Origin of the sequence: Streptomyces sp. NRRL B-24484, from assembly GCF_000717715.1 — a bacterium.
Taxonomy (GTDB): domain Bacteria; phylum Actinomycetota; class Actinomycetes; order Streptomycetales; family Streptomycetaceae; genus Kitasatospora.
Genome location: NZ_JOAI01000001.1, coordinates 428,626 through 452,145 on the forward strand (window position 1 = coordinate 428,626; position 23,520 = coordinate 452,145).

At 72.8% G+C, this 23,520-nt stretch carries 22 protein-coding genes and 2 riboswitches; of the genes, 9 read left to right on the top strand and 13 right to left on the bottom strand.

Going from position 1 to position 23,520, the window contains the following annotated elements; all coding sequences use genetic code 11:
• Positions 1-84: 84 nt before the first annotated feature.
• Positions 85-1,218 carry a glycosyltransferase family 4 protein gene (locus IE98_RS0101915; protein ID WP_030262945.1) on the bottom strand — a complete coding sequence of 378 codons (1,134 nt, stop codon included), beginning with the start codon at positions 1,216-1,218 and terminating at the stop codon, positions 85-87.
• A 191-nt stretch (positions 1,219-1,409) separates the two neighbouring features.
• Here IE98_RS0101915 and IE98_RS0101920 point away from each other — a divergent pair, with 191 nt between their 5' ends.
• Positions 1,410-2,798 (top strand): glycosyltransferase 87 family protein, encoded by a 1,389-nt coding sequence (locus tag IE98_RS0101920; RefSeq protein WP_234443367.1) that lies wholly within the window; start codon positions 1,410-1,412, stop codon positions 2,796-2,798.
• A gap of 128 nt (positions 2,799-2,926) precedes the next feature.
• Positions 2,927-3,850, top strand: coding sequence for a carbohydrate kinase family protein (locus IE98_RS0101925; RefSeq protein ID WP_030262950.1), 924 nt, complete (start codon positions 2,927-2,929; stop codon positions 3,848-3,850).
• Here IE98_RS0101925 and IE98_RS0101930 read toward each other — a convergent pair.
• The 6 genes from IE98_RS0101930 to IE98_RS0101955 all read right to left on the bottom strand — a co-directional run bounded on the left by IE98_RS0101930 (position 3,835) and on the right by IE98_RS0101955 (position 11,176).
• Complete coding sequence (locus IE98_RS0101930) at positions 3,835-4,914, bottom strand: hypothetical protein (protein WP_052390000.1); 1,080 nt, start codon at positions 4,912-4,914, stop codon at positions 3,835-3,837. The two genes, IE98_RS0101925 and IE98_RS0101930, sit on opposite strands and share 16 nt — an antisense overlap.
• Before the next feature lie 257 nt (positions 4,915-5,171).
• Positions 5,172-6,230 (bottom strand): NlpC/P60 family protein, encoded by a 1,059-nt coding sequence (locus IE98_RS0101935; protein WP_030262953.1) that lies wholly within the window; start codon positions 6,228-6,230, stop codon positions 5,172-5,174.
• 238 nt (positions 6,231-6,468) lie between these two features.
• Positions 6,469-7,536: a C40 family peptidase gene (locus IE98_RS0101940; RefSeq protein ID WP_030262956.1), complete on the bottom strand. Its 1,068-nt coding sequence runs from the start codon at positions 7,534-7,536 to the stop codon at positions 6,469-6,471.
• A gap of 10 nt (positions 7,537-7,546) precedes the next feature.
• A riboswitch (cyclic di-AMP (ydaO/yuaA leader) is annotated at positions 7,547-7,735 on the bottom strand.
• A 359-nt stretch (positions 7,736-8,094) separates the two neighbouring features.
• Complete coding sequence (locus tag IE98_RS0101945; RefSeq protein WP_030262959.1) at positions 8,095-9,123, bottom strand: C40 family peptidase; 1,029 nt, start codon at positions 9,121-9,123, stop codon at positions 8,095-8,097.
• Positions 9,124-9,313: 190 nt separating this feature from the next.
• Entirely contained in the window at positions 9,314-10,675 is a 1,362-nt protein-coding gene (locus IE98_RS0101950) for an NYN domain-containing protein (protein ID WP_030262962.1), read from the bottom strand.
• A gap of 228 nt (positions 10,676-10,903) precedes the next feature.
• Positions 10,904-11,176, bottom strand: coding sequence for a hypothetical protein (locus IE98_RS0101955; protein WP_030262964.1), 273 nt, complete (start codon positions 11,174-11,176; stop codon positions 10,904-10,906).
• 150 nt (positions 11,177-11,326) lie between these two features.
• Between IE98_RS0101955 and IE98_RS0101960 the strand changes: the two genes are divergently transcribed.
• A complete protein-coding gene (locus tag IE98_RS0101960; RefSeq protein ID WP_106976480.1) occupies positions 11,327-12,172 on the top strand; it encodes a rhomboid family intramembrane serine protease in 846 nt (281 codons plus the stop codon).
• Complete coding sequence (locus tag IE98_RS0101965) at positions 12,169-12,450, top strand: Lrp/AsnC ligand binding domain-containing protein (RefSeq protein ID WP_030262969.1); 282 nt, start codon at positions 12,169-12,171, stop codon at positions 12,448-12,450. Before IE98_RS0101960 ends, IE98_RS0101965 begins: the two co-directional genes overlap by 4 nt.
• Positions 12,451-12,480: 30 nt before the next feature.
• Here IE98_RS0101965 and IE98_RS0101970 read toward each other — a convergent pair whose 3' ends face one another.
• From IE98_RS0101970 to IE98_RS0101980, 3 genes are all read right to left on the bottom strand, one after another.
• Entirely contained in the window at positions 12,481-13,851 is a 1,371-nt protein-coding gene (locus IE98_RS0101970; protein ID WP_030262972.1) for an aminotransferase class V-fold PLP-dependent enzyme, read from the bottom strand.
• 49 nt (positions 13,852-13,900) lie between these two features.
• Positions 13,901-14,018, bottom strand: a riboswitch (SAM riboswitch).
• Between the two features lie 114 nt (positions 14,019-14,132).
• On the bottom strand, positions 14,133-15,206 hold the full coding sequence (trpD, locus tag IE98_RS0101975; RefSeq protein WP_043173200.1) for an anthranilate phosphoribosyltransferase: 1,074 nt from the start codon (positions 15,204-15,206) through the stop codon (positions 14,133-14,135).
• Positions 15,207-15,336: 130 nt separating this feature from the next.
• A complete protein-coding gene (locus tag IE98_RS0101980; protein WP_030262978.1) occupies positions 15,337-15,762 on the bottom strand; it encodes a hypothetical protein in 426 nt (141 codons plus the stop codon).
• A 323-nt stretch (positions 15,763-16,085) separates the two neighbouring features.
• Here IE98_RS0101980 and IE98_RS0101985 point away from each other — a divergent pair, with 323 nt between their 5' ends.
• The 5 genes from IE98_RS0101985 to IE98_RS0102005 all read left to right on the top strand — a co-directional run bounded on the left by IE98_RS0101985 (position 16,086) and on the right by IE98_RS0102005 (position 20,872).
• On the top strand, positions 16,086-16,706 hold the full coding sequence (locus tag IE98_RS0101985; RefSeq protein ID WP_030262982.1) for a cytochrome c oxidase subunit 3: 621 nt from the start codon (positions 16,086-16,088) through the stop codon (positions 16,704-16,706).
• 155 nt (positions 16,707-16,861) lie between these two features.
• Positions 16,862-17,668, top strand: a complete 807-nt coding sequence (locus IE98_RS0101990; protein WP_030262986.1) for a c-type cytochrome — start codon at positions 16,862-16,864, stop codon at positions 17,666-17,668.
• 8 nt (positions 17,669-17,676) lie between these two features.
• Entirely contained in the window at positions 17,677-18,729 is a 1,053-nt protein-coding gene (locus IE98_RS0101995; RefSeq protein WP_234443368.1) for a ubiquinol-cytochrome c reductase iron-sulfur subunit, read from the top strand.
• Entirely contained in the window at positions 18,726-20,384 is a 1,659-nt protein-coding gene (locus tag IE98_RS0102000) for a cytochrome b (protein ID WP_030262992.1), read from the top strand. Before IE98_RS0101995 ends, IE98_RS0102000 begins: the two co-directional genes overlap by 4 nt.
• A gap of 119 nt (positions 20,385-20,503) precedes the next feature.
• On the top strand, positions 20,504-20,872 hold the full coding sequence (locus IE98_RS0102005) for a GntR family transcriptional regulator (protein WP_030262994.1): 369 nt from the start codon (positions 20,504-20,506) through the stop codon (positions 20,870-20,872).
• 16 nt (positions 20,873-20,888) lie between these two features.
• Here the strand turns inward: IE98_RS0102005 and IE98_RS0102010 are convergent, their stop codons facing one another.
• From IE98_RS0102010 to IE98_RS0102020, 3 genes are all read right to left on the bottom strand, one after another.
• Positions 20,889-22,157: a L,D-transpeptidase gene (locus IE98_RS0102010; protein ID WP_052390001.1), complete on the bottom strand. Its 1,269-nt coding sequence runs from the start codon at positions 22,155-22,157 to the stop codon at positions 20,889-20,891.
• A gap of 181 nt (positions 22,158-22,338) precedes the next feature.
• Complete coding sequence (locus IE98_RS0102015; RefSeq protein ID WP_030263000.1) at positions 22,339-22,737, bottom strand: cytochrome c oxidase subunit 4; 399 nt, start codon at positions 22,735-22,737, stop codon at positions 22,339-22,341.
• Positions 22,737-23,520, bottom strand: a 784-nt coding sequence (locus IE98_RS0102020; protein ID WP_043173273.1) for a cytochrome c oxidase subunit I, incomplete at its 5' end; no start/stop codon positions are given. The genes IE98_RS0102020 and IE98_RS0102015, both read right to left, overlap by 1 nt.

Genomic DNA, 23,520 nt, shown 5'->3' on the forward strand with positions numbered 1-23,520 from the left:
GCGGCGAACTGTGCGAATCGGGGGCAACGGTCCGTGCCTTCCGTCTCGCGCGGTTCACCGCGCCCCTCGGTGGTTGTCCCGGTGCTACGCCAGCAGCCCCGTGAGCCGCTGCGCCAGCAGGTCCCAGCGCCAGGAGCGCTCCACCCAGCGCCGTCCGGCCTCCCCCATCGTCCGCCGCAGCTGCTCGTCGTGGAGCAGCCGCACGATCCGCTCCGCCGCCGCCTCCGCCGAGCGGCCCGGCACCACGTAGCCGGTCTCGCCCTCCAGGACGGCGTCCGGGGCACCGCCGGAGTCCCCGGCGACCACCGGCAGGCCGGTCGCGGAGGCCTCCAGGTAGACGATCCCGAGGCCCTCGACGTCCAGCCCGCCCCGCCGGGTCCGGCAGGGCATCGCGAAGACGTCGCCGGCGCCGTAGTGGGCGGGCAGTTCCTCCCACGGCACGGCCCCGGTGAAGCGGACGGAGCCGGCGACCCCGCGGGCCTCGGCGAGCTTCTCCAGGTCGTCGCGGTAGGGGCCGTCGCCGACGATCAGCAGGACGGTGTCGGGCACCGCCGCGAGGATCTGCGGCATGGCCTCGATCAGGGTGTCCTGGCCCTTGCGCCGGACGAGCCGGGAGACGCAGACGACGACCGGCCGGTCGCTGAGCCCGAGCCGGGCGCGGACCTCGTCGCCGCCCGAGTCCGGCCGGAAGGTCCGCTCGTCGACGCCGGGCGGCAGCTGCACCATCCGCCGGGCCGCCTCCGGGCCGACCGCGTCGGCGATCCGGCTGCGGGTGTACTCGCCGAGGTAGGTGAGGGTGTCGGTGCCGGCGCCGATCCGCCGCAGCAGCTGCCGGGAGCCGGGCAGCTGGGCCCAGGCGGCCTCGTGGCCGTGGGTCATGCCGAGCAGGCGCTGGGCGCCCGCATGCCGCAGTGCGGGGGCCATCAGGCCGAGCGGGGCGGCGGCGCCGAACCAGACGGAGCTGCAGCCCTCGGCGCGGAGGATCTCGGCGGCCCGCCGGGTGACCCGCGGGGTGGGCACCATCATCTTCGTCCGGTCGCGGATCACCGGGAACGGCTGGCGGGCGTCGAACTCGGCGACCTCCTTCCCGTCGCGCCAGGTGGAGGCGTACACCACGATGGAACCCGCGGGCTGGCGGACGGCCATGTTGTGCACGAACGCCTGGATCCCGCCGGGCCTCGGCGGGAAGTCGTTGGTGACGATGAGGGTCTTGTGCATGCCACGGCTCGCTCGGTCGGGGGTTGCATGGTGCAGTGGTCGGTGATCCGTACCATAGGTCAACACCACGGCCCGCCGGGAACGAAGGATCACAGCGCAACCGTTTCCGGTCCGGGCCGGTCCTATGTGCCGGGGCCCCGTTGCGCGGGCGCCACCGCGACCGGCGTCAGCGAGTCGAACGAGGGAGCGCAGTGGAGTTGGCCCCGACCGGGCGCACCGGCAGCACCAGCAGCACCGAGCGCCTCGCCCTGACCGGCTCGCCGCCGCCCGCGCCGGCCGGCGGTGCGCTGTGGGCGCTCGGGGCGTCCTGGGTGGTCACCCGGGTGCTGATCGTGCTGATGGCCGTCGGTGTGCTGAGGATCTCGGGCACCGACGTGAGCTCAGACGTCTCGGTGATCTACCACGGCTGGTACGAGGTGCTGCGGACGGGCACCTTCCCGCTGGACGACGTGACCTGGCAGTACCCGCCCGGGGCGGCGCTGGTGATCCTGCTGCCGGGCGTGCTGCCCTGGTCGTACCTGGTGTCCTTCTTCGTGCTGTGCGGCGTGTTCGACGCGCTCACGGTGGGCGCGCTGATGCGGGTCGGCACCCGGCGGGGCCGCAGCTTCACCGGCGCCTGGATGTGGGTGGCGGGCGTGCCGCTGCTCGGTCCGACGGTCTACTGCCGGTACGACATCATCGTCACCGCGCTCGCGGTGGGCGGTCTGCTGCTGGTGCTGCGCCGGCCGGCCCTGGGCGGGTTCCTGCTGGGGCTGGGCGGGCTGGTGAAGGTGTGGCCGGTGCTGGCGCTGGCCGGCACCCCGCGCGGGCGCCGCACCCGCCGGGCGTGGACGGCGGCGGCCGCGACCGCCGCGTCCCTGGGCTTCCTGCTGACCGCGGGCATGAACGGCGCCTTCGAGTTCCTGAAGTTCCAGAAGGAGCGGGGGATCGAGGTGGAGTCGCTGGGCGCGCTGCCGCTGCACTTCGCCAAGCTCTTCGGCGCCTGGGACGGCCAGGTGACCATGAACTACGGCTCGCTGGAGATGCTCGGCCCGTGGGTGCCGGTGGTCTCCCGGGTGTGCGTCGCCGGCACCCTGCTGGGCTTCGGCTGGCTGCTGCTGTGGCGGCTGCGGGCGGTGCGCTGGCAGCCGTCGACGCCGTACGACGCGGCGCTGGCCGCTCTGCTGGTGTTCACCGTGACCAGCCGGGTGATCAGCCCGCAGTACCTGGTGTGGCTGGTCGGCCTGGCCGCGGTCTGCCTGACGGTGCGCGGCACCCGGCAGAAGCCGGTGGCGGTGCTGATCCTCGCGGCGACGGTGCTGACCACCGTGGAGTTCCCGATCCTGTTCGGCGCGGTGCAGCACAGCGAGCCGTGGGGCGTGGCCGTGCTCACCGCCCGGAACCTGCTGCTGCTGGCCGCCACCGTGCTGTCCTGCCGGCGGCTGTGGCGCTCCACCCGCGGGCCGGACGCGCAGGCCACCCTGGTGCTGCCGCCGGAGCCGCCGGTGCAGGGCTACCCGGTGCGCCCCGGCATCGCGTACGAGCAGGCACTGCTGGACGACCTGGACCGCCCGGTGGGCCGCCCCGCGACCACGTCCTGACCGCACCCCCGCCCGCACCTCCCGCCCGTGCGCCGCTTCGCTGCAAGTTTCTGAAAGGCCTTGCAGTGGTGCCCGCGCGGCTGGCAGCATCGTCCGCTGTCAGCCGATGCCGCCTGTGGAGGTTCCGCGTGCCCGACAACCCCGACCTCGACGTCCTGGTGGTGGGCGGTGCGGGCGTGGACACCATCGTCCGGGTCGACCGGCTGGAGATCCCCGCGTCCGACTCGCTCGGCGTGCCCCCGGTGCACGACTACGCGGGCCACACCGGCAGCGGTGTCGCCCTCGGCTGCCACCGGCTGGGCCTGCGCACCTCCTTCCTCGACTTCCTAGGCGACGACCCGCAGGGCGAGCTGGTCCGGGACGCCTTCCGCCGCGCGGGCCTGGACTTCCACCACCTGGTCTCCCCCGCGGGCACCCCGCGCGGGGTGAACCTGGTCGACGCCGACGGGCTGCGGTTCTCCTTCTACGACGGCCGGCACCCGGCCGACCTGCGCCTGCCCGCCGCCTTCTACCTGCCGTTCCTGGAGCGGACCCGGCACGTCCACCTGTCGATCACCAACGTCAACCGGGACATGCACCCGGACATCGAGCGGCTCGGCGCCACCAGCTCCACCGACCTGCACGCCTGGGACGGCGAGAACGAGCACCACCGGCACTACGCGCTCCGCTCCGACCTGGTCTTCCTGTCGGCCGCGGGCTGCCCCGGCCGGCACGAGGAGGTGATGCGCTCGGTGCTGGACGGCGGCCGGGCGCGCCTGGTGGTCGCGACCGCGGGCGCGGCCGGCAGCTACCTGCTGGAGCGCGGCAGCGACACCGTCCGGCACGTGCCGGCGGTCGACCCCGGCGGGCCGGTGGTGGACAGCAACGGCGCCGGCGACGCCTTCGTCAGCGGCTTCCTCGCCGGCTGGCTGGCGGGCCGGCCGGCGGAGGCGTGCATGCTGGCGGGCTCGGTGGCCGGCGCCCACGCCTGCACCGCGGCGGGCACCCACAGCGCCCTGATCGACGGCGCGGGCCTCGCAGCCGGTCTCGCGGCCGCTCAGCGGCGCAGCTGACGCACCAGGTCGGCCGTCCAGGCCTTGGTGAAGGCGGGCAGGTCCAGGCCGAGCTCGGCCTTGAGGACGCCGTCCAGCCGGGCGGGGTCGCCCATCGCACCGACCGCCCGGTAGAACGCGACGAGCCGCCGCGGGCCGAAGGCGTGCGCGATCATCTCGCAGGCGAGCCAGGCCTGCTCGTAGGCCTGGGCGATGCCGGCCGAGCCCGCGGCGAAGTCGGTGTCGGCCGGCAGCGCGGTGGGCACCCGGCCCGCGGCGACGTCGCGGGCGAGCTCGGGCGCGATCTGCCGGGCGGTGCGCCCGGCCCCGCGGTAGCCGGTGTAGTCGGCGACGCCCTCGGAGAGCCAGAGCGGTGTCCAGCTGCGGGTCGCGGCGCGGGTGGCCACGTGGGTGGCCTCGTGGGTGATCACGACCTGCCGGCCGAGGTCGCTGAGGCCGCGGAAGGCCTCCGGGTTGACCATGATCCGGTCGGCGGGGGTGGCGGCGGGCTCGCCGCCGGCGGCGACGGTCACCGCGGCGATCCCCTGGTAGGAGCCGGCGGCGACGTCGAGCATCCGGGCGAACTGCGGCTCGGTGGCCGGGGTGAGGACGAGCAGCCGGCCGGGCCAGTCCTGGCCCCACAGCTCGGTCACGGCGGGCACCGCCCGGTCGGCGACGGCGGCGAGCCGGTCGAGCTCCTCGGCGCCGTCGAGGCCGAGCACCAGGCAGTGCCTGCCCTCCGCCGCCCGCACCTCGCCCAGGTCCCAGAGGGCGGCGCTGCCGTCCGGCTCGTCCGCGGAGAGCAGCCAGCCGGCCGGGCCCGGGTCGAAGGTGAGGCGCCGGGAGAGCACCGCGGGGTGCTCGTCGGCGCCGCGCAGCCGGTGGGCGAGGCCGGCGGTGACGGTGATCCGTCCGTCCGGTCCGGGCTCGGTGATCCCGCTGATCCGGTACTCGACGGCGGAGAAGGGCACGGCGGCGACCCGGGCGGCGGCCTGTTCCTGCGCGGGCCGGGCCGCGGGGGCGACCCCGGCGAGCAGGGCCGTCCGGTCGGCGCGCAGCAGGGCGCGGGCGCGGCCGGCGAGCACGTCCTCGATGCGGGCCCGGACGCCGGCGCTCGGCGCGCCCTGCGGGAGCAGGTCGTCCCGGGAGCCGGTGGCCCGCAGGACGCGGGGGGCGGAGAGCTGGGCGAGGCCGCCGACGGCGAGCAGCAGGGCGGCGCGCCGGGAGAGGCGGCCGCCGGCGGCGGGCGGAACGGAGCGGCCCGCCCCGGCGGGCCGGGGCAGGTCGGTGACCAGGGGTTCGGCCTCCCCGCCGGACGGGCCGGGCTGCCGGTGGTAGGTGCTCAGACCCGCACCACCCCGCTGACGGGCATGGCACTCACGCTCTCGTAGCGGACCCGGGCTCCGGGGTACGGGGCGTGCACGACCACACCGCCGCCGGCGTACATGCCGACGTGGTGCATGTCGCTGTAGAAGATCACCAGGTCTCCCGGTCGTGCCTCGGACAGGCTGACTCGCCTCCCCGCGTGTGCCTGCGCCTGCGAGGTGCGCGGCAGGGTGACTCCGGCCTGCCGCCAGCTCCAGTACATCAGACCGGAGCAGTCGAACGTGGCAGGGCCGGTCGATCCGTAGACGTAGGGCGATCCGATCCGGCTGATCGCGGCGGCCAGCGCGGCGGCCGCCCGGTCGGAGGAGGGCGGCTGGTCGCCGAGGTCGATCCGGCCGGTGCCGCGGGCGGCGCGGCGGGCGGCGTCGTCGGCGTCGTCGACGGCCAGCCGGGCGCGTTCGGCGGCGGTGAGGCCGCCGAGCAGGCGCTGGGCGTCGCCGAGCCGGCGGCGGACCTCGTCCTTGTGCTCGGCGAACGAGCGGCGGGCGTCCTCCAGCTCGGCGAGCTTGGCGGTGGCCTCGGCGCGGCGCTGGTCGAGGCGGCGCTGCCGGTCGAGCACCCGGTGCAGGGTGTCGCTCTGCCGGGCGTTGGCCTGGTCGAGGGCGCGGGCGCGGGTCAGGTAGCCGGCCGGGTCGGACTCCAGCATCAGGCGGACGGTCGGGTCGAGCCCGCCGTCGCGGTACTGCGCGGCGGCGGCGGTGGCGAGGTCGCCGTACAGGCCGTTCAGCTCTTCCTGGCCGGTGGCGACCTGGTCCTGCAGCTGGCCGGCCTCGGTCTGCAGTCGCTTCTGGTCCTCCCCCGCGGCGCTGGCCCGTTCGCTGGCCTGCTCGGCCTCCTCGTAGAGGCGGTCGACCTGCGCCCGGACGTCGGCCGTCCGCCGGGAGGGATCGGCCGGGGCGCCGTGGGCGGCGGTGCCGGCGGTGGCGCCGACGGCCGTGGCCGCGGCGGTGGTGAGCACCAGGGCACGGGCCAGGGTGTGGCCGCCCGGCAGTTGGGAACGTCGGTGCGCGGACATGCGGCGGCGGCTCCGTTCCTGCGGACGGACGGCCGCCGCCGCCCCGGTCGGGCGGCCGTCCTCGCGGACATCCGGGGGCAGACGTTAGCGAGTCCGGCCGATGTAGTCCAAACCCAGCTATCACCGAATATTTGACCTTCAATCGGACATTCTGCCGAACGGGCCGTTCGGTGCGGCAACGGCCGCGGGCCCGGCCCCACAGGGGAGCCGGGCCCGCGGGGAGCCGCCGTACGGGCCGTCAGACCCGGACGATCGCCGAGATCGGCATGGCCGTGGCCGAGACGTAGCGGACGACCGCGCCGGTGTGCGGCGCGTGGATCACCTGGCCGCCGCCCACGTACATGCCGACGTGGTGCTGGTCGCCGTAGTAGATCACCAGGTCGCCGGGCTTGGCGTTGGCGATGTTGGTGCCGATGTTGGTGCCCGCGCCGGCCTGCGACTGCGAGGTGCGCGGGATCGAGACGCCGGCCTTGCCGTACGCCCACTGCATCAGGCCGGAGCAGTCGAAGGTGCTCGGGCCGGTCGCGCCGTAGACGTAGGGGGCGCCGAGCGCGGACTTGACGGCCGCGATCGCCTTGGCGGTGTAGGAGCCCGACGGCACGTCGACACTGCCGAGGTCGGGTCGGGCGGTGTCCCGCGAGGCCCGGTCCGCGGAGGCCTTGGCGGTGGAGGCCGCCTTCGCCTCGGCCGCGGCCAGGTCGTCCTTCTCCTTCTGGGTGAGGGTGTTCAGCAGGGCGCTGGCCTTGGCCAGCTTGTCCTGGAACTCCTCCTTCTTGGCCTTCAGCGCCTTGGTGCTGGTGTCCAGCTCGGCCAGCTTGTGCTCGGCCTCGACCTTCTGACCGTCCAGCTTGGACTGCTCGGCCTTGAAGGACTTCAGGGTGTCGGCCTGGGTGGCGCTCATCCGGCTGACCGCGCCGGCCTGGCCGAGGAAGTCGCCGGGGTTGCTGGAGAGCATCAGCTGGACGGTCGGCGAGATGCCGCCGTCGCGGTACTGCTGGGCGGCGACCTCGGCGAGGCGGCCCTGGACGCCGCTGACCTGCGCCTGCTGACGGGCGACCTGGTCCTGCAGCTGGGTGACCTGCTTCTGCAGGTCCTGCTGCTTCTGCTCGGCCGCGAGGTACGCCTCGTTGGAGGCCTCGGCCTGCTCGTTGAGCTGGTCGACCTGGGCCGCGACCTGCTCCTTGGTGGGCGTCGGGTCCGCGTGCGCACCGGTCTGCGAGGAGAGGGCCACCGCAGTGGCGGCTGCCGCAGTCAGGATCGAGGCACGGGTACGGCCGACGGGCTTGGGACGACGATGGGACGCCACGAAGGCGGACTCCTTCTTCCTCACACCGCCTACCGGGTGAGCTGACGGGTTCGGGCCGGAAGCATTGCCCTACGACGCCTCACGCCCGCACCCGCCCGTCCGCGGTCCGACCGCGGTCCGGCCGGCGCGGCCGACCTGACGCCGATTCACCCCGGGGGAAACGTGGTTCCCCGGCTCCGTTCGACAGCACCCCCGCAGGGGCTCCCCGTGGACGGTCGGGACCGTCCTGCTGCGTCGCGGACTCGGCGGCGACCACCGCCGCCGCCCGGGTTGGGCGAACCACTGTGCGGTGATCCGTGGGGATGACCCTAGTAACCGATCCGTGATCCGTTCAAATCCTTGTCAGAAAAACGACGGGGAAATGTTGTCGTGAAAATGTGATTGCGACCGCCGGTGACCGGCGGTCCACGCTCGGCTGACGCGATGTCACCCGCCGGCGGACAAAACGCGACGCCCGGGCGTGTCGCAGATCACACGGTGATCGCGACGCGCCCGGGCGTGTCATGCGGCATCAGAAACGCCGCAGGTGAGGCTTATGTCCGGTTTGCTACTGGACGGTCAGACGCGGCGGATCGTCTTGATCGGCAGGGTGTCGGCGTCCATCACCTTCACCACGTCGCCGGTGTGCGGCGCGTGGACGACGAGGCCGTTGCCGATGTACATGCCGACGTGGTGTGCGTCCGAGAAGTAGATGACGAGGTCACCCGGCTGGGCGTCGGCCAGGGAGGGGACCCGGCTGCCGACGCTCGCCTGCGACTGCGAGGTGCGCGGCAGCGACACGCCCGCCTTGGCGTACGCCCAGACCATCAGGCCGGAGCAGTCGAAGGAGCTCGGGCCGGTGGCGCCCCACACGTACGGGGTGCCGCGCTTGCCCATCGCCGCGGCGACCGCGGTGGCCGCGTAGCCGGAGGCCGGCGGCAGGCTGCCCAGGTCGTAGCGGCTGTCGCCGCGCGAGGCGCGGTCGGTGCCGAGGACCGCGGCGCGCTCGGCGGCGCTCAGCGTGCTCAGCAGGCTCTGGGCCTCGGAGAGCTTCTTCTGGACCTCGGACTTGGCGTCGTTCAGCACCTGGGTGGAGCGGTCCAGCTCGGACAGGATGGCCGCGGCCTCCTGCTTCTGCTGGTCCAGCCGGCGCTGCTGGTCCCGCAGGCCCTTCAGCGTCGAGGCCTGGGTGTCGGTGGCCTGCTCGTTGCTGGACGCCTTCGCCAGGTAGTTGTCCGGGTTCGAGGAGAGCATCAGCGCGACCGTCGGGTCCACGCCGCCGGTGCGGTACTGGTCGGCCGCGACCGCGGACAGGCCGGACGCCACCTGCGAGAGCTGCTCCTGACCGCGGGCGATCTGGTCCTGCAGCTGGTCGGCCTGCTTGCGCAGCTGGTCGGCCCGCTCCTTGGCGCCGTTGTACTTCTCGGCCGCCTGCTCCTGCTCCTCGAGCAGCTTGTCGACCTGGACCTTGACCTCGTCCTTGCTGGGCTTGGCCGGTGCGGCGTGCGCCGCGGCCTGGGCCGACAGGGCGACCGCGGTCGCGGCGGCAGCGGTGAGCACGGTGACCCGCGCGCGGCTCGGCTGCTTGGGACGGCGGTGGGAGGCCAAGGGACTAGCTCCTTCTTCCTGCTGGACTCACCCGATCGGGTGTAGTCCGGAAAATAGGTTTGACGCCAGACCCTAGTGAAGATCCGACTCCTGCGCCACTCCCGTGTCGGGCGAACTTGGCGCCGAACGCTGGAATTCACCACCCCGACACAACCCCGCCACCCCGCCCGCCACCTGGGCCGACGGCCCGTCAGGGCCGGGCGAGCCGGTTGAGCAGCAGGATCGACGCGACCGGGCGTGCACCCGCCTTGCGTACGCCGTCCGCGACCTCCCGATCCGTGGAGACCACCACGACCGGGCGGCCCTGCGGCTCCGCCCGCACCAGGCGGCGGATCAGCTCGTCCGCGGTCTCTCCCGTCCGGCTGAAGCGCACCCGGACCCCGCGCGGCGGCGCCATGATCACCGGGACGTCGAGGTCCTGCCCGTCGAAGACGCAGGTCACCTCGGACTGGGTGCGCTGCGCGAGCATCGCCAGACCGCCCAGCAGCCGCATCCGCTGCTGCTCCAGCGGCAGCGTCGGGTACCCGGTCTTGGTCACGTTGTAGCCGTCGACGACCAGGTGCACCTGAGGAATCGCCAGCAGCTGGTCGAGCAGTGCCGGGTCGTCCTCCGCCAGGCCGCGGCGCGCCACGTCGTGCGGGTTGGCCGAGCCGGGCTCGACCGCGTCCACCAGGTCGGCCGGGCGCAGCTGCGCCACCGGCAGGGCGAGCTCGCGCTGCAGGCCCTGCGCCGACTGCAGCACCGTGTCGAGCAGCAGCCGCAGCCGCATGTCCTCCACGCTGCGGCCCTCGCGCGCCGACCGCCGGCCGGCCTCCGCGACCGTCTCCAGCTCGGTGATCCGGTGCCGCAGCCGCCGCGCCTCGCCGTCCGCCGCACTGCGCTCGGCCGCCGCGGCGGCCCGCACCGTCTCCAGCTCCGCCAGCAGCTTGCGGGCCTCGGCCTGCGCCCGCCGGGTGTCGCTCTCCAGGGTCCGGACGCGCTTGCGCAGCGACTCCGCCTCCCGGCGGACGCCCTCCGACTCCGCGCGCTGCCGGTCCAGGTCCGCGCGGGAGGCGGCGCGCACCTCGGCCAGTTCGGCCTGCAGCTTCTCCACCACGCGGGCGGCCTCGGCGGCGGCCCCCTCGGCGTCGGCCCGCTCGACCTCGTCGCCCGCCTCGGCCACCAGCCGGCTCCAGCCGGCCGGGCGCAGCAGGTAGGCGGCGGCGGCCACGTCCATCGGGTCGGCGGCGGCCGGCACGGCGCCGGCCTCCAGCGCCTTCACCAGGTCGGGCTGGCCGAGCCGCAGCCGATCGGCTATCCGGACGCGGAAGACCGGCTCCGCGTCCAGCGCCGCGGCCAGCGCGGTCGCCGCGTACTTGGCCCGGCGGGCCGGGGTGAACTTGGCGTACGGGCGCAGCCCCGCGGGCAGTTCGCCGCTCGGGATCGCGCCGAGCGCGTCGGCGGCGATGCCCACCACGCGGCGCCGGACCCCTTCGGGGAGCGGCCGGTCCAGCTGCTCGGACGGTGCGTCCCCGGCCGCGGGCTGCTGCCCGGCCCCGGCGGCGTCCGACAGCTCCGCGTCCGCAGCGGCCTGCTGCCCCTGCGGCTCCGCCGGCCCGCTCGCTGCGTCCACCACGTCCTCGGCTCCGATCCTGCTCCCCGGGCCCGCGCGGCCGGTGGCCGCTGCCCTCGAAATGCACCGCTCTGTGTAATTGTCCCGTCTACCGTGCCCCGCCGGGCACCGCGCCACACACCCCGGCGGCGCCAGGGGCTCCACCGGGGTGTGTCGGCACGCTCGGGCTCAGGCGCCCGGCTCGTCCGCGGCCGGCTGCTCGGCGGCGTCGGCGCCGGGGCGGGGCACCAGCTCCACCTGGTCGACGGCGTTGCACCAGCGGCAGCGCACGGACTCCAGGGTCTCGCTCAGCACCTCGGTCTCCTCCACCTTCGACTCGCCGCCGAGGTCGAAGTGCAGGTACTCCACCACCCGGGCCGAGCGCGTCACGTCGAAGCGGGTGAGGTTCCCGCAGAGCGTGCAGCGCCAACGGGTCTCGGCGGTGGGGGCGGCGATGGTCATCGGAGGTCCTCTCGGATGGTCCCGGGTCCGGTCGACCAAGCCTATTGCGTACGGCCCTTCCGGCGGTCACCGGTCCTGAGGGGCGGACAGGTCACCCGCTTGCAGCACCGGACGGTGTCACCGCGGGTGCACCGAGGAATGCTCGCTGTCATGGCCGTCCCCGCCCCTGTCCCCGCCCCCGTGCGCGCAGCGGCGGGCCCGGCCGCCGCTGCGCCGGCGCGTGCCCCGCTCGTCACCTACGTGCTGATCGCGCTGAGCGCCGTCGTCCTGCTGGCCGGCCCGAGCTTCGGCCTCAACCCGCGGTACGGCACCGGCAACGCCCGCGTCTGCGCGGAGCAGCGCTTCGAGCAGCACTGGGGGGCCGTCCCGGCGGAGCTGCTCGCCAACCGGCCGCTGGACGCCGGCCGGCTGGCGGCGCTGCCCCCGGCGGTGCCGGGCTGCACGGTCGCCCCGACCCCGCACAAGATCCCGTTCCTGTCGGTGCTCAGCTCACTGTTCGTCCACGCGGGCTGGCTGCACCTGGTCGGCAACCTGCTCTTCCTCTACGTCTTCGGCCCCGACGTGGAGGGGCGGCTCGGGCGGCTGCGCTTCCTCCTCTTCTACGTGGGCATCGGATACCTGGCGACGTACGGCTGGGCGCTGGCGGAGGCGGACTCCGCGGAGTCGGTGCGGGCGCTGGTCGGCGCCTCGGGCGCGATCGCCGGGGTGCTCGGCGGCTACCTGCGGCTGTACCCGCGGGCCCGGGTCACCGCACTGGTGCCGGCGCTGTTCTTCCTTCCGCTGCGGTTCCCGGCCTGGCTGGTGCTCGGGCTGTGGTTCACCCTGCAGTGGTGGCCGGTCGGTCCGGCGGTGCCCGGCGTGGCCTACCTGGTGCACGTGATCGGCTTCAGCGCGGGGTGGCTGCTCGCGCGCCCGGTGCGGCCCCGGACAGGGCAGACGCGCCGCCTGACGGCGGATACGCTGGGCGGAACCCCACACACAGGAGCCGAAGAGTGATCACCGCGATCGTCCTCATCAAGACCAGCGTCGACCGGATCCCCGAGATCGCCGAGGCGATCGCCGCGATCGAGGGCGTCAGCGAGGTCTATTCGGTGACCGGCAGCTACGACCTGGTGGCGATGGTCCGGGTGCGGCAGCACGAGGACCTCGCCGAGGTGATCCCCGGTCAGGTCAACAAGGTCCCCGGCGTCGAGCACACCGAGACCCAGATCGCCTTCCGCACCTACTCCCAGCACGACCTGGAAGCCGCCTTCGCCCTCGGCCTCGACGAGTAGTAAGGGGACCCCGGGGGCGCCCGGGCGCGCTCAGTCCCTCGACGCCGAGGTGTCCGCGACGCAGCGGCCGCCCTCGTTGCGGTAGGACCAGCGGGCGCCGTCCGTGACCAGCTCGCGGACGGCGGCCAGGAAGCGGTCCACGTGCTCCTCCGGGGTGCCCGCGCCGAAGCTCACCCGGATCGCGTTCAGGCTCCGCTCCCCCGGCAGCGACGGCTCCGGCGCGCCGCACGCGGACGGCGTCGCCTCCTCCCCGCCGAGCAGGGTCCGCACCAGCGGGTGCGCGCAGAAGAGGCCGTCCCGGACGCCGATGCCGTACTCGGCGGAGAGCGCCGCCGAGAAGTGCGAGCTGTTCCAGCCGCGGACGACGAAGGAGAGCACGCCGACCCGGGCCGAGCCCTCGCCGAAGAGGTTGAGCACCTTGACCTCGGGGACGTCGGCCAGCCCGGCGGTGAGGCGCTCGACGAGCGCCTGCTCGCGGGCCTCCAGCACGTCGAAGCCTGCCTCGGTGAGCGCCCGGCAGGCGGAGGCAATGGCGTAGGCGCCGATCACGTTGGGCGAGCCGGCCTCGTGCCGGGCCGGGCCGGTGTGCCACTCGACGGCCACCGAGCCGTCGGCCTCGCGGGCCACGGTACGGCTGGCGCCGCCGCCGGCGAGGTAGGGGTCGGCCGCGTCCAGCCAGTCGCTGCGGCCGGCGAGCACCCCGGCGCCGAACGGCGCGTACAGCTTGTGGCCGGAGAACGCGACCCAGTCGACGCCGAGTTCACGGACCGACAGCCGGTGGTGCGGGGCGAGCTGGGCGGCGTCCAGCACCACCCGGGCGCCGTGCCGGTGGGCGGTCTCGGTGAGTTCGGCGATCGGCCACAGCTCGCCGGTGACGTTGGAGGCGCCGGTGACGCACAGCAGGCGCGGGCCGTCGGGGGTGCCCGCGGCGAGCGCGGCGTCCAGCGCGGCGACGGCCTCGGCGCGGGAGCGCGGGGCGCGCAGGTACTCGACCGTCAGGCCGGCGTGGCGCCAGGGCAGCAGGGATGCGTGGTGCTCGGTCTCGAAGGCGAACACCCGGGTGCCCGCCGGGACGGCCCCGGCCAGCAGGTTGAGCGAGTCGGTGGTGGCACGGGTGAAGACCACCTGGTCGCCCTCGCGCAGGTCGAGGAAGTCGGCGACGGTGCGGCGGCTCTGCTCGAACAGGTCGGTGGAGAGCTGCGAGAGGTAGCCGGCCCCGCGGTGGACGCTGCCGTAGTAGGGCGCGTAGGCGGCGACGTCGTCCCAGACCCGCTGCAGGGCGGGGGCGCTGGCGGCGTAGTCGAGGGCGGCGTACCCGACCTTCTCGCCGGTGGCGAGCGGCACCCGGACGTCGTGGCCGAGGACGGCGAGGGGGGCGCAGAGATCGGTGGAAAGCGACATGGAGATGCACTCCTTCACGGGGTGAGGACCCCGGGGAAGCATCGCCGGAAGTCCGCGCTTGCCACGCGGACGGTTCGCCGCACGGCCCGGTCCTCACCCAGGGCACCCCGCCACGGACGGAGGGTTGCCGGACAGCAAGCTGGGGCTTGACGCTGCCACTCATGACCTGTGCAGGACTCTAGGTGACCGCTGCGCGACCGGTCAAGCACGGACGGGCGCACGGGGAACCGGCCTGCTGCCGGTGGTGCCCCCGTGCGCCCGTAGCCCTCCTCGTACGCGTCCTACTTGCTCGTCGCCTCGGCCCAGCGCTTCAGCGTCGCCTCGGCGGCGCCGGAGTCGATGGCCGCCGCCGCCCGCTCGATCCCGGCCGCGAGCTGCTCGGCGAGCGGTGCGTCGGTGAGGTCGAGCGCGGCCAGCGCCGCCGCCGTGTTGAGCAGGACGGCATCCCGCACCGGCCCCTGCTCGCCGGCGAACAGCCGCCGGGCGACGCCCGCGTTGTGCTCGGCGTCGGCGCCCCGCAGCGCCTCGATCCCGGCCAGTTCGATCCCGACGTCCCGCGGGTCGAACTGCGTCTCGGTGACGGCGCCGTCCTTGACGATCCAGACGTGCGAGGTGGTGCAGACGGTCAGCTCGTCGAGCCCGTCGTCGCCGCGGAAGACCAGCGCGGTGGCGCCGCGCCGGGCGAGGACGCCGGCGATCAGCCCGGCGAGCCGGGTGTCGAAGCAGCCGACGGCGTGCGAGGTGACGCGGGCCGGGTTGGTGAGCGGGCCGAGGATGTTGAACGCGGTGGGCACGCCGAGCCCGGCCCGCGCGGTGGCCGCGTGCCGCATCGCGGGGTGGAACTTCGCGGCGAAGCAGAAGGTCAGGCCGACCTCCTCGGCCACCTCGGCGACCCGGCTGGCGCCGAGGTCGAGGCCGATGCCGAGCTTCTCCAGCACGTCGGAGGAGCCGGAGGCGGAGGAGGAGGCCCGGTTGCCGTGCTTGACGACCTTGGCGCCGGCCGCGGCCGCGACGATCGCCGACATGGTGGAGATGTTGACGGTCTTCGCCCGGTCGCCGCCGGTGCCGACGATGTCCACGGCCGGGCCGGGGATGTGCAGCGGCTCGGCGTGCGCGTACATCGCGTCGACCAGGCCGGCGATCTCCTCGACCGTCTCGCCCTTGGCCCGCAGCGCGACCATGAAGCCGGCGACCTGGACGGGCGAGGCCTCGCCGCTCATGATCTGGTCCATCGCCCAGGAGGTGTCCGCCTCCGCGAGGTCCTCGCCGCGCAACAGGGCCGACAGGACGTCGGGCCAGGTGCGGACCACCTGCACGGGGTCCTTGCCGCCGTTCGCAGGGTTCACGTTCACCATGGCCGACTCCAGCTCTCATCGGTAGTGCGCCGATACAGGGACGGAGCCAGCCTAGCGAGCGGCGGCGGGCGGCCGCGCCGATCCCGCCGCCCCTTCTCTCCTGGTGAGACGGGTGGTGCCGCGCGGCCCGTCAGCGGTGGGCGGGCGTCCGCTTGGCGATCCGGGCGCGGAGCAGGGTGGCCGCGGCCCCGGCGAGGGCGACCGGGTCGACCGGCTGCGCGATGGCGGCGTCGGCACGGCTCCAGGCGGCGAGCCAGGAGTCCTGCGGCCGGCCGATCAGGACGAGCACCGGCGGGCAGCCGTAGATCTCGTCCTTGAGCTGGCGGGTCAGACCGAGGCCGCCGGCGGGGACGGCCTCGCCGTCCAGCACGCAGAGGTCGACGCCGCCCCGTTCCAGGGCGCGGAGCACGGCCGGGGTGGTGGCGCACTCCAGGTACTCGACGGCGGGGAGGTCCGCGGCGGGCCGGCGGCCCAGCGCCAGGGTGACCTGCTCGCGGGTGTTGCGGTCGTCGCTGTAGACGAGAACGGTGAGCGTCTCGTCGGTCGTGTGCGCCATGGGCCCTGCTCCCGGGTGCTCGTCCTCTTATATGTGCCGCTCCGAACGGCCCAGTGTGATCCGGACCACGTTCACCTCCGGATGCTACTCCGGCGGAGCCCTCCCGGTGAGTCCCTGACGCGATCTCCCTCAAGCCGCCGCGCCCGGATCTCACCCGCGCGGGGTACACGGCATCACCCACCCCGAACAACCGTCAGAAATCGGACACCCGCTCGGAGCAGCGCCGGACGTCCCCGCAGGCCAGGCCCGACGGGGCATACCGCACGCACCGGACACTCCGAGGAGCACCCCCCGGCGTGAAGACGGAATAAGGGACCGACATAATGTCCGTCGTGGCGACAGCAACAGCAACAGAAACCGGACACGCGCACGGAGCGGTCAACAGGCCGAACCTGGTCAGCGTCGGAACCATCGTCTGGCTGAGCTCCGAGCTGATGTTCTTCGCGGCCCTGTTCGCGATGTACTTCACGCTCCGCTCGGTCATGGGCTCGGAGTTCTGGACGGAGAAGGCGGACGCCCTCAACGTGCCGTTCTCCTCGGTGAACACCACGATCCTGGTGCTCTCATCCCTCACCTGCCAGCTCGGCGTGTTCGCCGCCGAGCGCGGTGACGTGAAGAAGCTCCGCTCGTGGTTCACGATCACCTTCGTGATGGGCGCGATCTTCATCGGCGGCCAGATCTTCGAGTACACCGAGCTGGTCAAGGTGGACGGCCTGTCGCTGTCCTCCGACCCGTACGGCACGGTGTTCTACCTGACCACCGGCTTCCACGGCCTGCACGTGACGGGTGGTCTGATCGCCTTCCTGCTGGTCCTGGGGCGGACGTACGCCGCCAGGCGGTTCACGCACGAGCAGGCCACCGCCGCGATCGTCGTGTCGTACTACTGGCACTTCGTCGACGTCGTGTGGATCGGCCTGTTCGCGACCATCTACCTGATCAAGTAAAGGCTGATCAGGTCGCTGGCCGCCGGCCGGAGAGCACCCGCCGCGTGCGGGAGCCCCGCCGACCAGTCCGCCCCGACCCGGGTACCGGCCCCGAGCAGACCGGTCCCACGGGCGCAGCCACCCAGCCGACCAGATCCTGACACCGGGGTTAATCCGTGAAAAAGCTCTCCGCACGACGGCGCCACCCACTGGCGGCGCTGGTCGTCCTACTTCTCGCCCTGGCGGCCACCGGGGGGCTGTACGCCGCGTTCGCGCCCGCCGAGAAGGCGCAGGCCGACACCTCCGCGCAGTCGCTCGCCATCGAAGAGGGCAAGAAGCTCTTCGCCGTGGGCTGCTCCTCCTGCCACGGCCTCGACGGCCAGGGCAGCTCCGACGGCCCGAGCCTGGTGGGCGTGGGTTCCGCCGCGGTCGACTTCCAGGTCGGCACCGGCCGCATGCCCGCCCAGCAGAGCGGCGCCCAGGTGCCCTCCAAGAAGGTCGTCTACTCCCAGGCGCAGATCGACCAGCTGGCCGCGTACGTGGCCTCGCTCGGCCCCGGCCCGGTCGCTCCGACCAAGGAGCAGTACACCTCGACCGACCCGAACGACGTGGCCAAGGGCGGCGAGCTCTTCCGGACCAACTGCGCCCAGTGCCACAACTTCGCGGGCAAGGGTGGTGCCCTGACGAAGGGCAAGTACGCCCCGACCCTGGAGAACACCTCCCCGAAGCACATCTACGAGGCCATGCAGACCGGCCCGCAGAACATGCCGTCGTTCCCCGACACCACCATGCCGGAGGAGCAGAAGAAGCAGATCGTGGCCTTCGTCAGCCACACCAACGACGAGCCCAGCCCCGGCGGCCTGTCCCTGGGCAGCCTCGGTCCGGTGACCGAGGGCCTGTTCGGCTGGATCTTCGCCCTCGGTGCGCTCATCGTGACCGCGATCTGGGTCGCCGCCCACACCACCAAGGCCAAGAAGTCATGAGCCACGAGATGTCTGACGAGAAGCTGCCGGAGTCGCACGGCTCCGAAGGGCACGAGGTCGCCGTCCACGGCGACCCGTTCGCCGACCCCGGTCTGCCGGCCCACGAGCCGCGCCGGACCGACATCGACGAGCGCGCCGCCAAGCGCGCGGAGCGGCAGGTCTCCCTGCTGTTCATCGTCTCGATGCTCGCCACCGTGGGCTTCATCGCCTCGTACGTGGCCATCGACATCGACAAGATCGTCTACATCTTCCCGCTGGGCCACGTCAGCGCGCTGAACTTCGCGCTCGGCATGACCCTCGGTGTGGCGCTCTTCTGCATCGGCGCGGGCGCCGTCCACTGGGCGCGCACCCTGATGTCGGACCACGAGATCCCGGCCGACCGCCACCCGATCGAGGCCGACGACGAGCTGCGCGCCGACGTCATCGAGCAGTTCAGGACGGGCGCCGCGGAGTCCGGCTTCGGCCGCCGCAAGATGCTCCGCAACACCCTGATCGGCTCGATGGCGCTCGTCCCGCTGTCCGGCGTGGTGCTGCTGCGCGACCTGGGCCCGCTGCCCGAGGACAAGCTGGCGCACACCGGCTGGGAGGTCGCCACCCCGGCCAAGCCCCTCAAGCTGATCAACATGAACACCAACGAGCCGATGAAGCCCGAGGACATCGTCACCGGCTCGCTGACCTTCGCCAAGCCCGAGGGCCTGGAGGAGGACGAGGAGTTCTTCCAGGAGCAGATCGCCAAGGACGCCCTGATGATCATCCGGATCGCTCCGGAGGACCTGAAGGACCAGAAGTCCGCGGACCTCGGCTTCGAGGGCATCCTGGCCTACTCGAAGATCTGCACCCACGTCGGCTGCCCGATCAGCCTGTACGAGCAGCAGACCCACCACGCGCTCTGCCCCTGCCACCAGTCGACCTTCGACCTGGCGGACGGCGCGCGCGTCATCTTCGGCCCGGCCGGCCACCCGCTGCCGCAGCTGAAGATCACCACTGACGAGAAGGGTTTCCTGGTCGCCACCGGCGACTTCCAGGAGCCCGTCGGCCCGAGCTACTGGGAGCGGCCGTGAGCACCGCGAACAGCGCCAACTCCGGCGCATCCAAGCCGGCCAGCACCCGTGCCAAGCCTGCGAACAAGTTCGAGGCGGCCGCTGACTGGACGGACGGACGGCTGGGTATCTACACCCTCGCCAAGTCCAACCTGCGCAAGATCTTCCCGGACCACTGGTCCTTCATGCTGGGCGAGATCTGCCTCTACACCTTCATCATCATCATCCTGACCGGCGTCTACCTGACGCTGTTCTTCAAGCCGAGCATGGCCGAGACCGTCTACCACGGCACCTACGCCCCGCTCAACGGCATCCGGATGTCCGAGGCCTACGCCTCGACCATGGACATCAGCTTCGAGGTGCGCGGCGGTCTGCTGATCCGCCAGATCCACCACTGGGCGGCGATCGTCTTCGTCGCCGCGATGCTGGTGCACATGATGCGCGTCTTCTTCACCGGCGCGTTCCGCAAGCCGCGCGAGATCAACTGGCTCTTCGGCGCCGGTCTGCTCTTCCTCGGCATGTTCGACGGCTTCATGGGCTACTCGCTCCCGGACGACCTGCTGTCCGGCACGGGTATCCGCTTCATGGAGGGCGCGATCCTGGCGGTGCCGCTGGTCGGCACGTACCTGCAGTTCTTCCTGTACGGCGGTCAGTTCCCCGGCACCGACATCGTGCCGCGGTTCTTCACCATCCACGTGCTGCTGATCCCGGGCATCATGCTGGGCCTGCTGGTGGCCCACCTGATCCTGGTCTTCTACCACAAGCACACCCAGTTCGCGGGCCCCGGCCGCACCGAGAAGAACGTCGTCGGCATGCCGCTGATGCCGGTCTACATGGCCAAGGCCGGTGGCTTCTTCTTCCTGGTGTTCGGCGTCATCGCGGCCGCCTCGGCGATCGCGACCGTCAACCCGATCTGGGCGTACGGCCCGTACCGCCCCGACCAGGTGTCGACCGACGCCCAGCCGGACTGGTACATGGGCTTCTCCGAAGGCCTGATCCGCGTCATGCCGGGCTGGGAGATCCGCGCCTGGGGCCACACCCTGAACCTGGGCGTGTTCATCCCGCTGATGGTCTTCCCGCTGGTCCTGATGGCCATCTGGGTCTACCCGTTCATCGAGGCCTGGGTCACCGGCGACAAGCGCGAGCACCACATCGCCGACCGCCCGCGCAACGCTCCCGTCCGCACCGGCTTCGGCGCGGCCTGGATCAGCCTGTACGTGCTGCTGCTCATCGGCGGCGGCAACGACCTGCTGGCCACGCACCTGCACCTGTCGATCAACTCGATCACCTACTTCGTCCGGGTCGGCTTCTTCGTCGTGCCGGTGGTGACCTTCTTCATCACCAAGCGGTGGTGCCTGGGTCTCCAGCGCCGCGACAAGGACAAGGTGCTGCACGGCCGCGAGAGCGGCGTCATCAAGCGCCTGCCGCACGGCGAGTTCGTCGAGGTCCACGAGCAGCTGCCGCAGGACAAGCTGTACAAGCTCACCGCGCACGAGCAGCCGCAGCCGCTCGAACTGCCGGCCGAGGTCGACGAGAACGGCGTGGCCCGCAAGGCCGGCCGGATCGCGAAGACCCGCGCCAAGCTCTCCGAGGCCTTCTACGGCGACGGCGGCCAGATCGCCAAGCCGACCGCCGAGGAGCACCACGAGATCACCAGCGGCCACGGCCACCACTGATCCCGTAGCGATCGCCACACGGTCCGAGGGCCCCTGCCGAACACGGCAGGGGCCCTCGGCCCTTTCCGCGCCCGACCGCACCCCGGGCCGGCCGTCCGGGGCCCTGTCACAATGGGCGCGTGCAGCTGACCATCGATCACACCGCCGCCACTCCCCCGTACGAGCAGGTACGGAGCCAGATCGCGGAGCGGGCCCGCAACGGGGAGCTGCCCGTGGGCCTCAAGCTCCCGACCGTCCGGGCGCTGGCCGAGGAGCTGGGGCTGGCGGCGAACACCGTCGCCCGCGCCTACCGGGAGCTGGAGGCCGACGGGGTGGTGGAGACCCACGGCCGGCGGGGCACCACGATCGCCGCCACCGGGGACAGCGCCCACCGGCTGGCCGCCTCCGCCGCCGCCGAGTTCGCGGACCGGGTGCACCGGCTGGGCCTCGGCCGCGAGGAGGCCCTGGCGGCCGTCCGTACGGCCCTGCAGGTGGCCTACCGCGGCTGAAGGCCCGGCCGGCCGGTCAGAGCTGGGGCTGCATGTCCCCGGAGGCCTGGACGGCCGTGTCGGCGCTGCCCGCGGTGGAGACCTGGGCGCCCGTCGCCGAGTGCTTCACGTAGTCCGTCCAGCTGATGTTCCAGTCGCCGAAGCCGTTGCCGAACGGCTCCATCTCGTGGCCGAGGCTGTTGACGACCTGGACGATGTCGCCGACCCGGGTGTTGTCGAAGAACCACTTGGCGTTCTCCGTGCTCATCCCGGTGCAGCCGTGGCTGACGTTGGCCACGCCCTGGGAGCCGACCGACCAGGGGGCCGCGTGCACGTACTCGCCGCTCCAGGTCACCCGGGTGGCCCATTCCACCTGCAGGTCGTAGGAGTCGGCGCTGCCGGCGGCGATGCCGATGGTCTCGCCGCTCATCCGGACGCTGGCCTCCTGGCCGAGGACCACCTTGATGCCGTTGCGGGTGTCGAAGCCCGGCTTGCCGGTGGTGACCGGGATCGTGCGGACCACCTGGCCGTTGCGGCGGTACGTCAGCTCGTGGGTGGCGGCGTCCACGACGGCCTCCACGCGGTCCCCGGTGCGGAAGGACAGGCTGGCCGGGTCGCCGCCGTACAGGCCGTCGGATATCGCGGCGCCGGTGAGGTCGAAGGAGAGCTTCACGGTGGCGTTGGCCGGCCAGTACTGCTCGGGGCGGAAGTGCAGGTCGCTGTCGTCCACCCAGTACCAGGCGCCGGTCACGGCGGGCGCGGAGGTGACGGTGAGGCCCTGCTCGACCGCGCGGCGGGCCGCCGGGTCCTTGACCGGGGCGGAGAGCTTCACCGTGAGCGGCTGGCCGACGCCGTAGACGCCGCTGCCGGAGGAGTCCGGGCCGAGCTGGGCGGTGAGCAGGTGCTGCGCGGCGAGCGTGCTGAACGCCGTGGTGGTCTCGCCGCGGCCGCCCTTGCCGTCGTCGGCGGCTATTCGGGCGGTGTAGGCGGTGCCCGCCCGCAACCGCCCGGTGGTCTGCCAGCTGTGCCCGTCGTCGGCCAGCTTCCCGGCCACCAGCCGGCCGTCCGGGCCGGTGACGGTGACGTCCGTGAGGGTGCTGCCGGGTTGGGCGGTCACGGTGAAGGGCTTGGCGGGGTCCACCCGCTCCCCGGCCGAGGTCCGCACCAGCGGTGCGGCGTCGACGGTGCGGGTGACCGGTCCGACGGACCGGTCCTGGTTTCCGGACGAGCAGGCCGCGATCGGGGCCAGCAGGATGAGGGCCGTTATGCCGGCCTTGCCGTGTGCGAGTCTCCGACAACCGTTCACCGGTGCCTCCGAGGTCTCCCGACGATGTACCAGAGCCTAGGAACGGCGGGGAGCGGTCAGCACCCCGGGAGGCGCCCCGGTTGACCCGGCCGGGTGAGGCGGCGACGGAGCGTGAGTGCGGGCACGGCGAAGGGCCGGGCTCCCCGAGGGGTGCCCGGCCCTTGGCCTGACGTGCCGGAACCTACTGGTTCTGGTCCTCGCCGCGGTAGAACTCGAAGACCCAGCCGTAGAGGCCGATCAGGATGATCGGCAGCGACCACCAGAGCAGCCACCAGCCGAAGATCACACCGAGGAAGGCCAGCGCGCCGCCGATGGCGAGCGCGAGCGGCTGCCAGCTGTGCGGGGCGAAGAAGCCCACCTCGCCGGCGTCGTCCGCGACCTCGGCCTCGGGGTTGTCACCCGCGCCGCTGTCCACCCGGCGGGCGGTGAAGGCGAGGTAGTACCCGATGAAGGCACAGAGGCCGAACGCCAGGAACAGCGCCGTGGTGCCGGCCGGCTCCTTCGACCACAGGCCGTAGACGATGGCCATGATCAGGATGAAGGCGGCGAAGCCGCCGAAGATCTTGCCCTGCTCCTTCATCAGGCGTCGCCCTCCTTCTTCTTGTCGAGCTTCGGACGGTCGTACTGCGCCGGGGTCACGCCCGCGAAGTGCTTCGCCGGCTCACCGTGGTTCTCCAGGTAGTCCAGCGCGGCGATCTCCGGGTGGTGCAGGTCGAACGCCGGGGACTCCGACCGGATGCGCGGCAGCGTGAGGAAGTTGTGCCGCGGCGGCGGGCAGGAGGTGGCCCACTCCAGCGAGCGGCCGTAGCCCCACGGGTCGTCCACCTCGAGCTTCTCGCCGTACTTGGCGGTCTTCCAGACGTTGTAGAGGAACGGCAGGATCGACAGGCCGAGCAGGAACGAGCCGACGGTGGAGACGCTGTTCAGCGTGGTGAAGCCGTCGGACGCCAGGTAGTCGGCGTAGCGGCGGGGCATGCCCTCCGCACCGAGCCAGTGCTGGACGAGGAAGGTGGTGTGGAAGCCGATGAACAGCGTCCAGAAGGTGATCTTGCCGAGACGCTCGTCGAGCATCTTGCCGGTCATCTTCGGCCACCAGAAGTGGAAGCCCGCGAACATCGCGAAGACGACGGTGCCGAAGACCACGTAGTGGAAGTGGGCGACGACGAAGTACGAGTCCGAGACGTGGAAGTCGATCGGCGGGGAGGCGAGCAGAACGCCCGTCAGACCACCGAAGAGGAAGGTCACCAGGAAGCCGATCGTCCACAGCATCGGGGTCTCGAAGCTGAGCGATCCCTTCCACATGGTGCCGACCCAGTTGAAGAACTTCACACCGGTCGGGACGGCGATCAGGAAGGTCATGAAG

What these genes read in the sequence shown, in the direction of transcription:
- IE98_RS0101960 (WP_106976480.1), top strand. Translation starts at nt 11,327, where the DNA reads ATGGCCGTCCCCGCCCCTGTCCCCGCCCCCGTGCGCGCAGCGGCGGGC.
- trpD (WP_043173200.1), bottom strand. Translation starts at nt 15,206, where the DNA reads ATGGTGAACGTGAACCCTGCGAACGGCGGCAAGGACCCCGTGCAGGTG.
- IE98_RS0102015 (WP_030263000.1), bottom strand. Translation starts at nt 22,737, where the DNA reads ATGAAGGAGCAGGGCAAGATCTTCGGCGGCTTCGCCGCCTTCATCCTG.
- IE98_RS0101955 (WP_030262964.1), bottom strand. Translation starts at nt 11,176, where the DNA reads ATGACCATCGCCGCCCCCACCGCCGAGACCCGTTGGCGCTGCACGCTC.
- IE98_RS0101985 (WP_030262982.1), top strand. Translation starts at nt 16,086, where the DNA reads ATGTCCGTCGTGGCGACAGCAACAGCAACAGAAACCGGACACGCGCAC.
- IE98_RS0101995 (WP_234443368.1), top strand. Translation starts at nt 17,677, where the DNA reads ATGTCTGACGAGAAGCTGCCGGAGTCGCACGGCTCCGAAGGGCACGAG.
- IE98_RS0101980 (WP_030262978.1), bottom strand. Translation starts at nt 15,762, where the DNA reads ATGGCGCACACGACCGACGAGACGCTCACCGTTCTCGTCTACAGCGAC.
- IE98_RS0101935 (WP_030262953.1), bottom strand. Translation starts at nt 6,230, where the DNA reads ATGTCCGCGCACCGACGTTCCCAACTGCCGGGCGGCCACACCCTGGCC.
- IE98_RS0101970 (WP_030262972.1), bottom strand. Translation starts at nt 13,851, where the DNA reads ATGTCGCTTTCCACCGATCTCTGCGCCCCCCTCGCCGTCCTCGGCCAC.
- IE98_RS0101915 (WP_030262945.1), bottom strand. Translation starts at nt 1,218, where the DNA reads ATGCACAAGACCCTCATCGTCACCAACGACTTCCCGCCGAGGCCCGGC.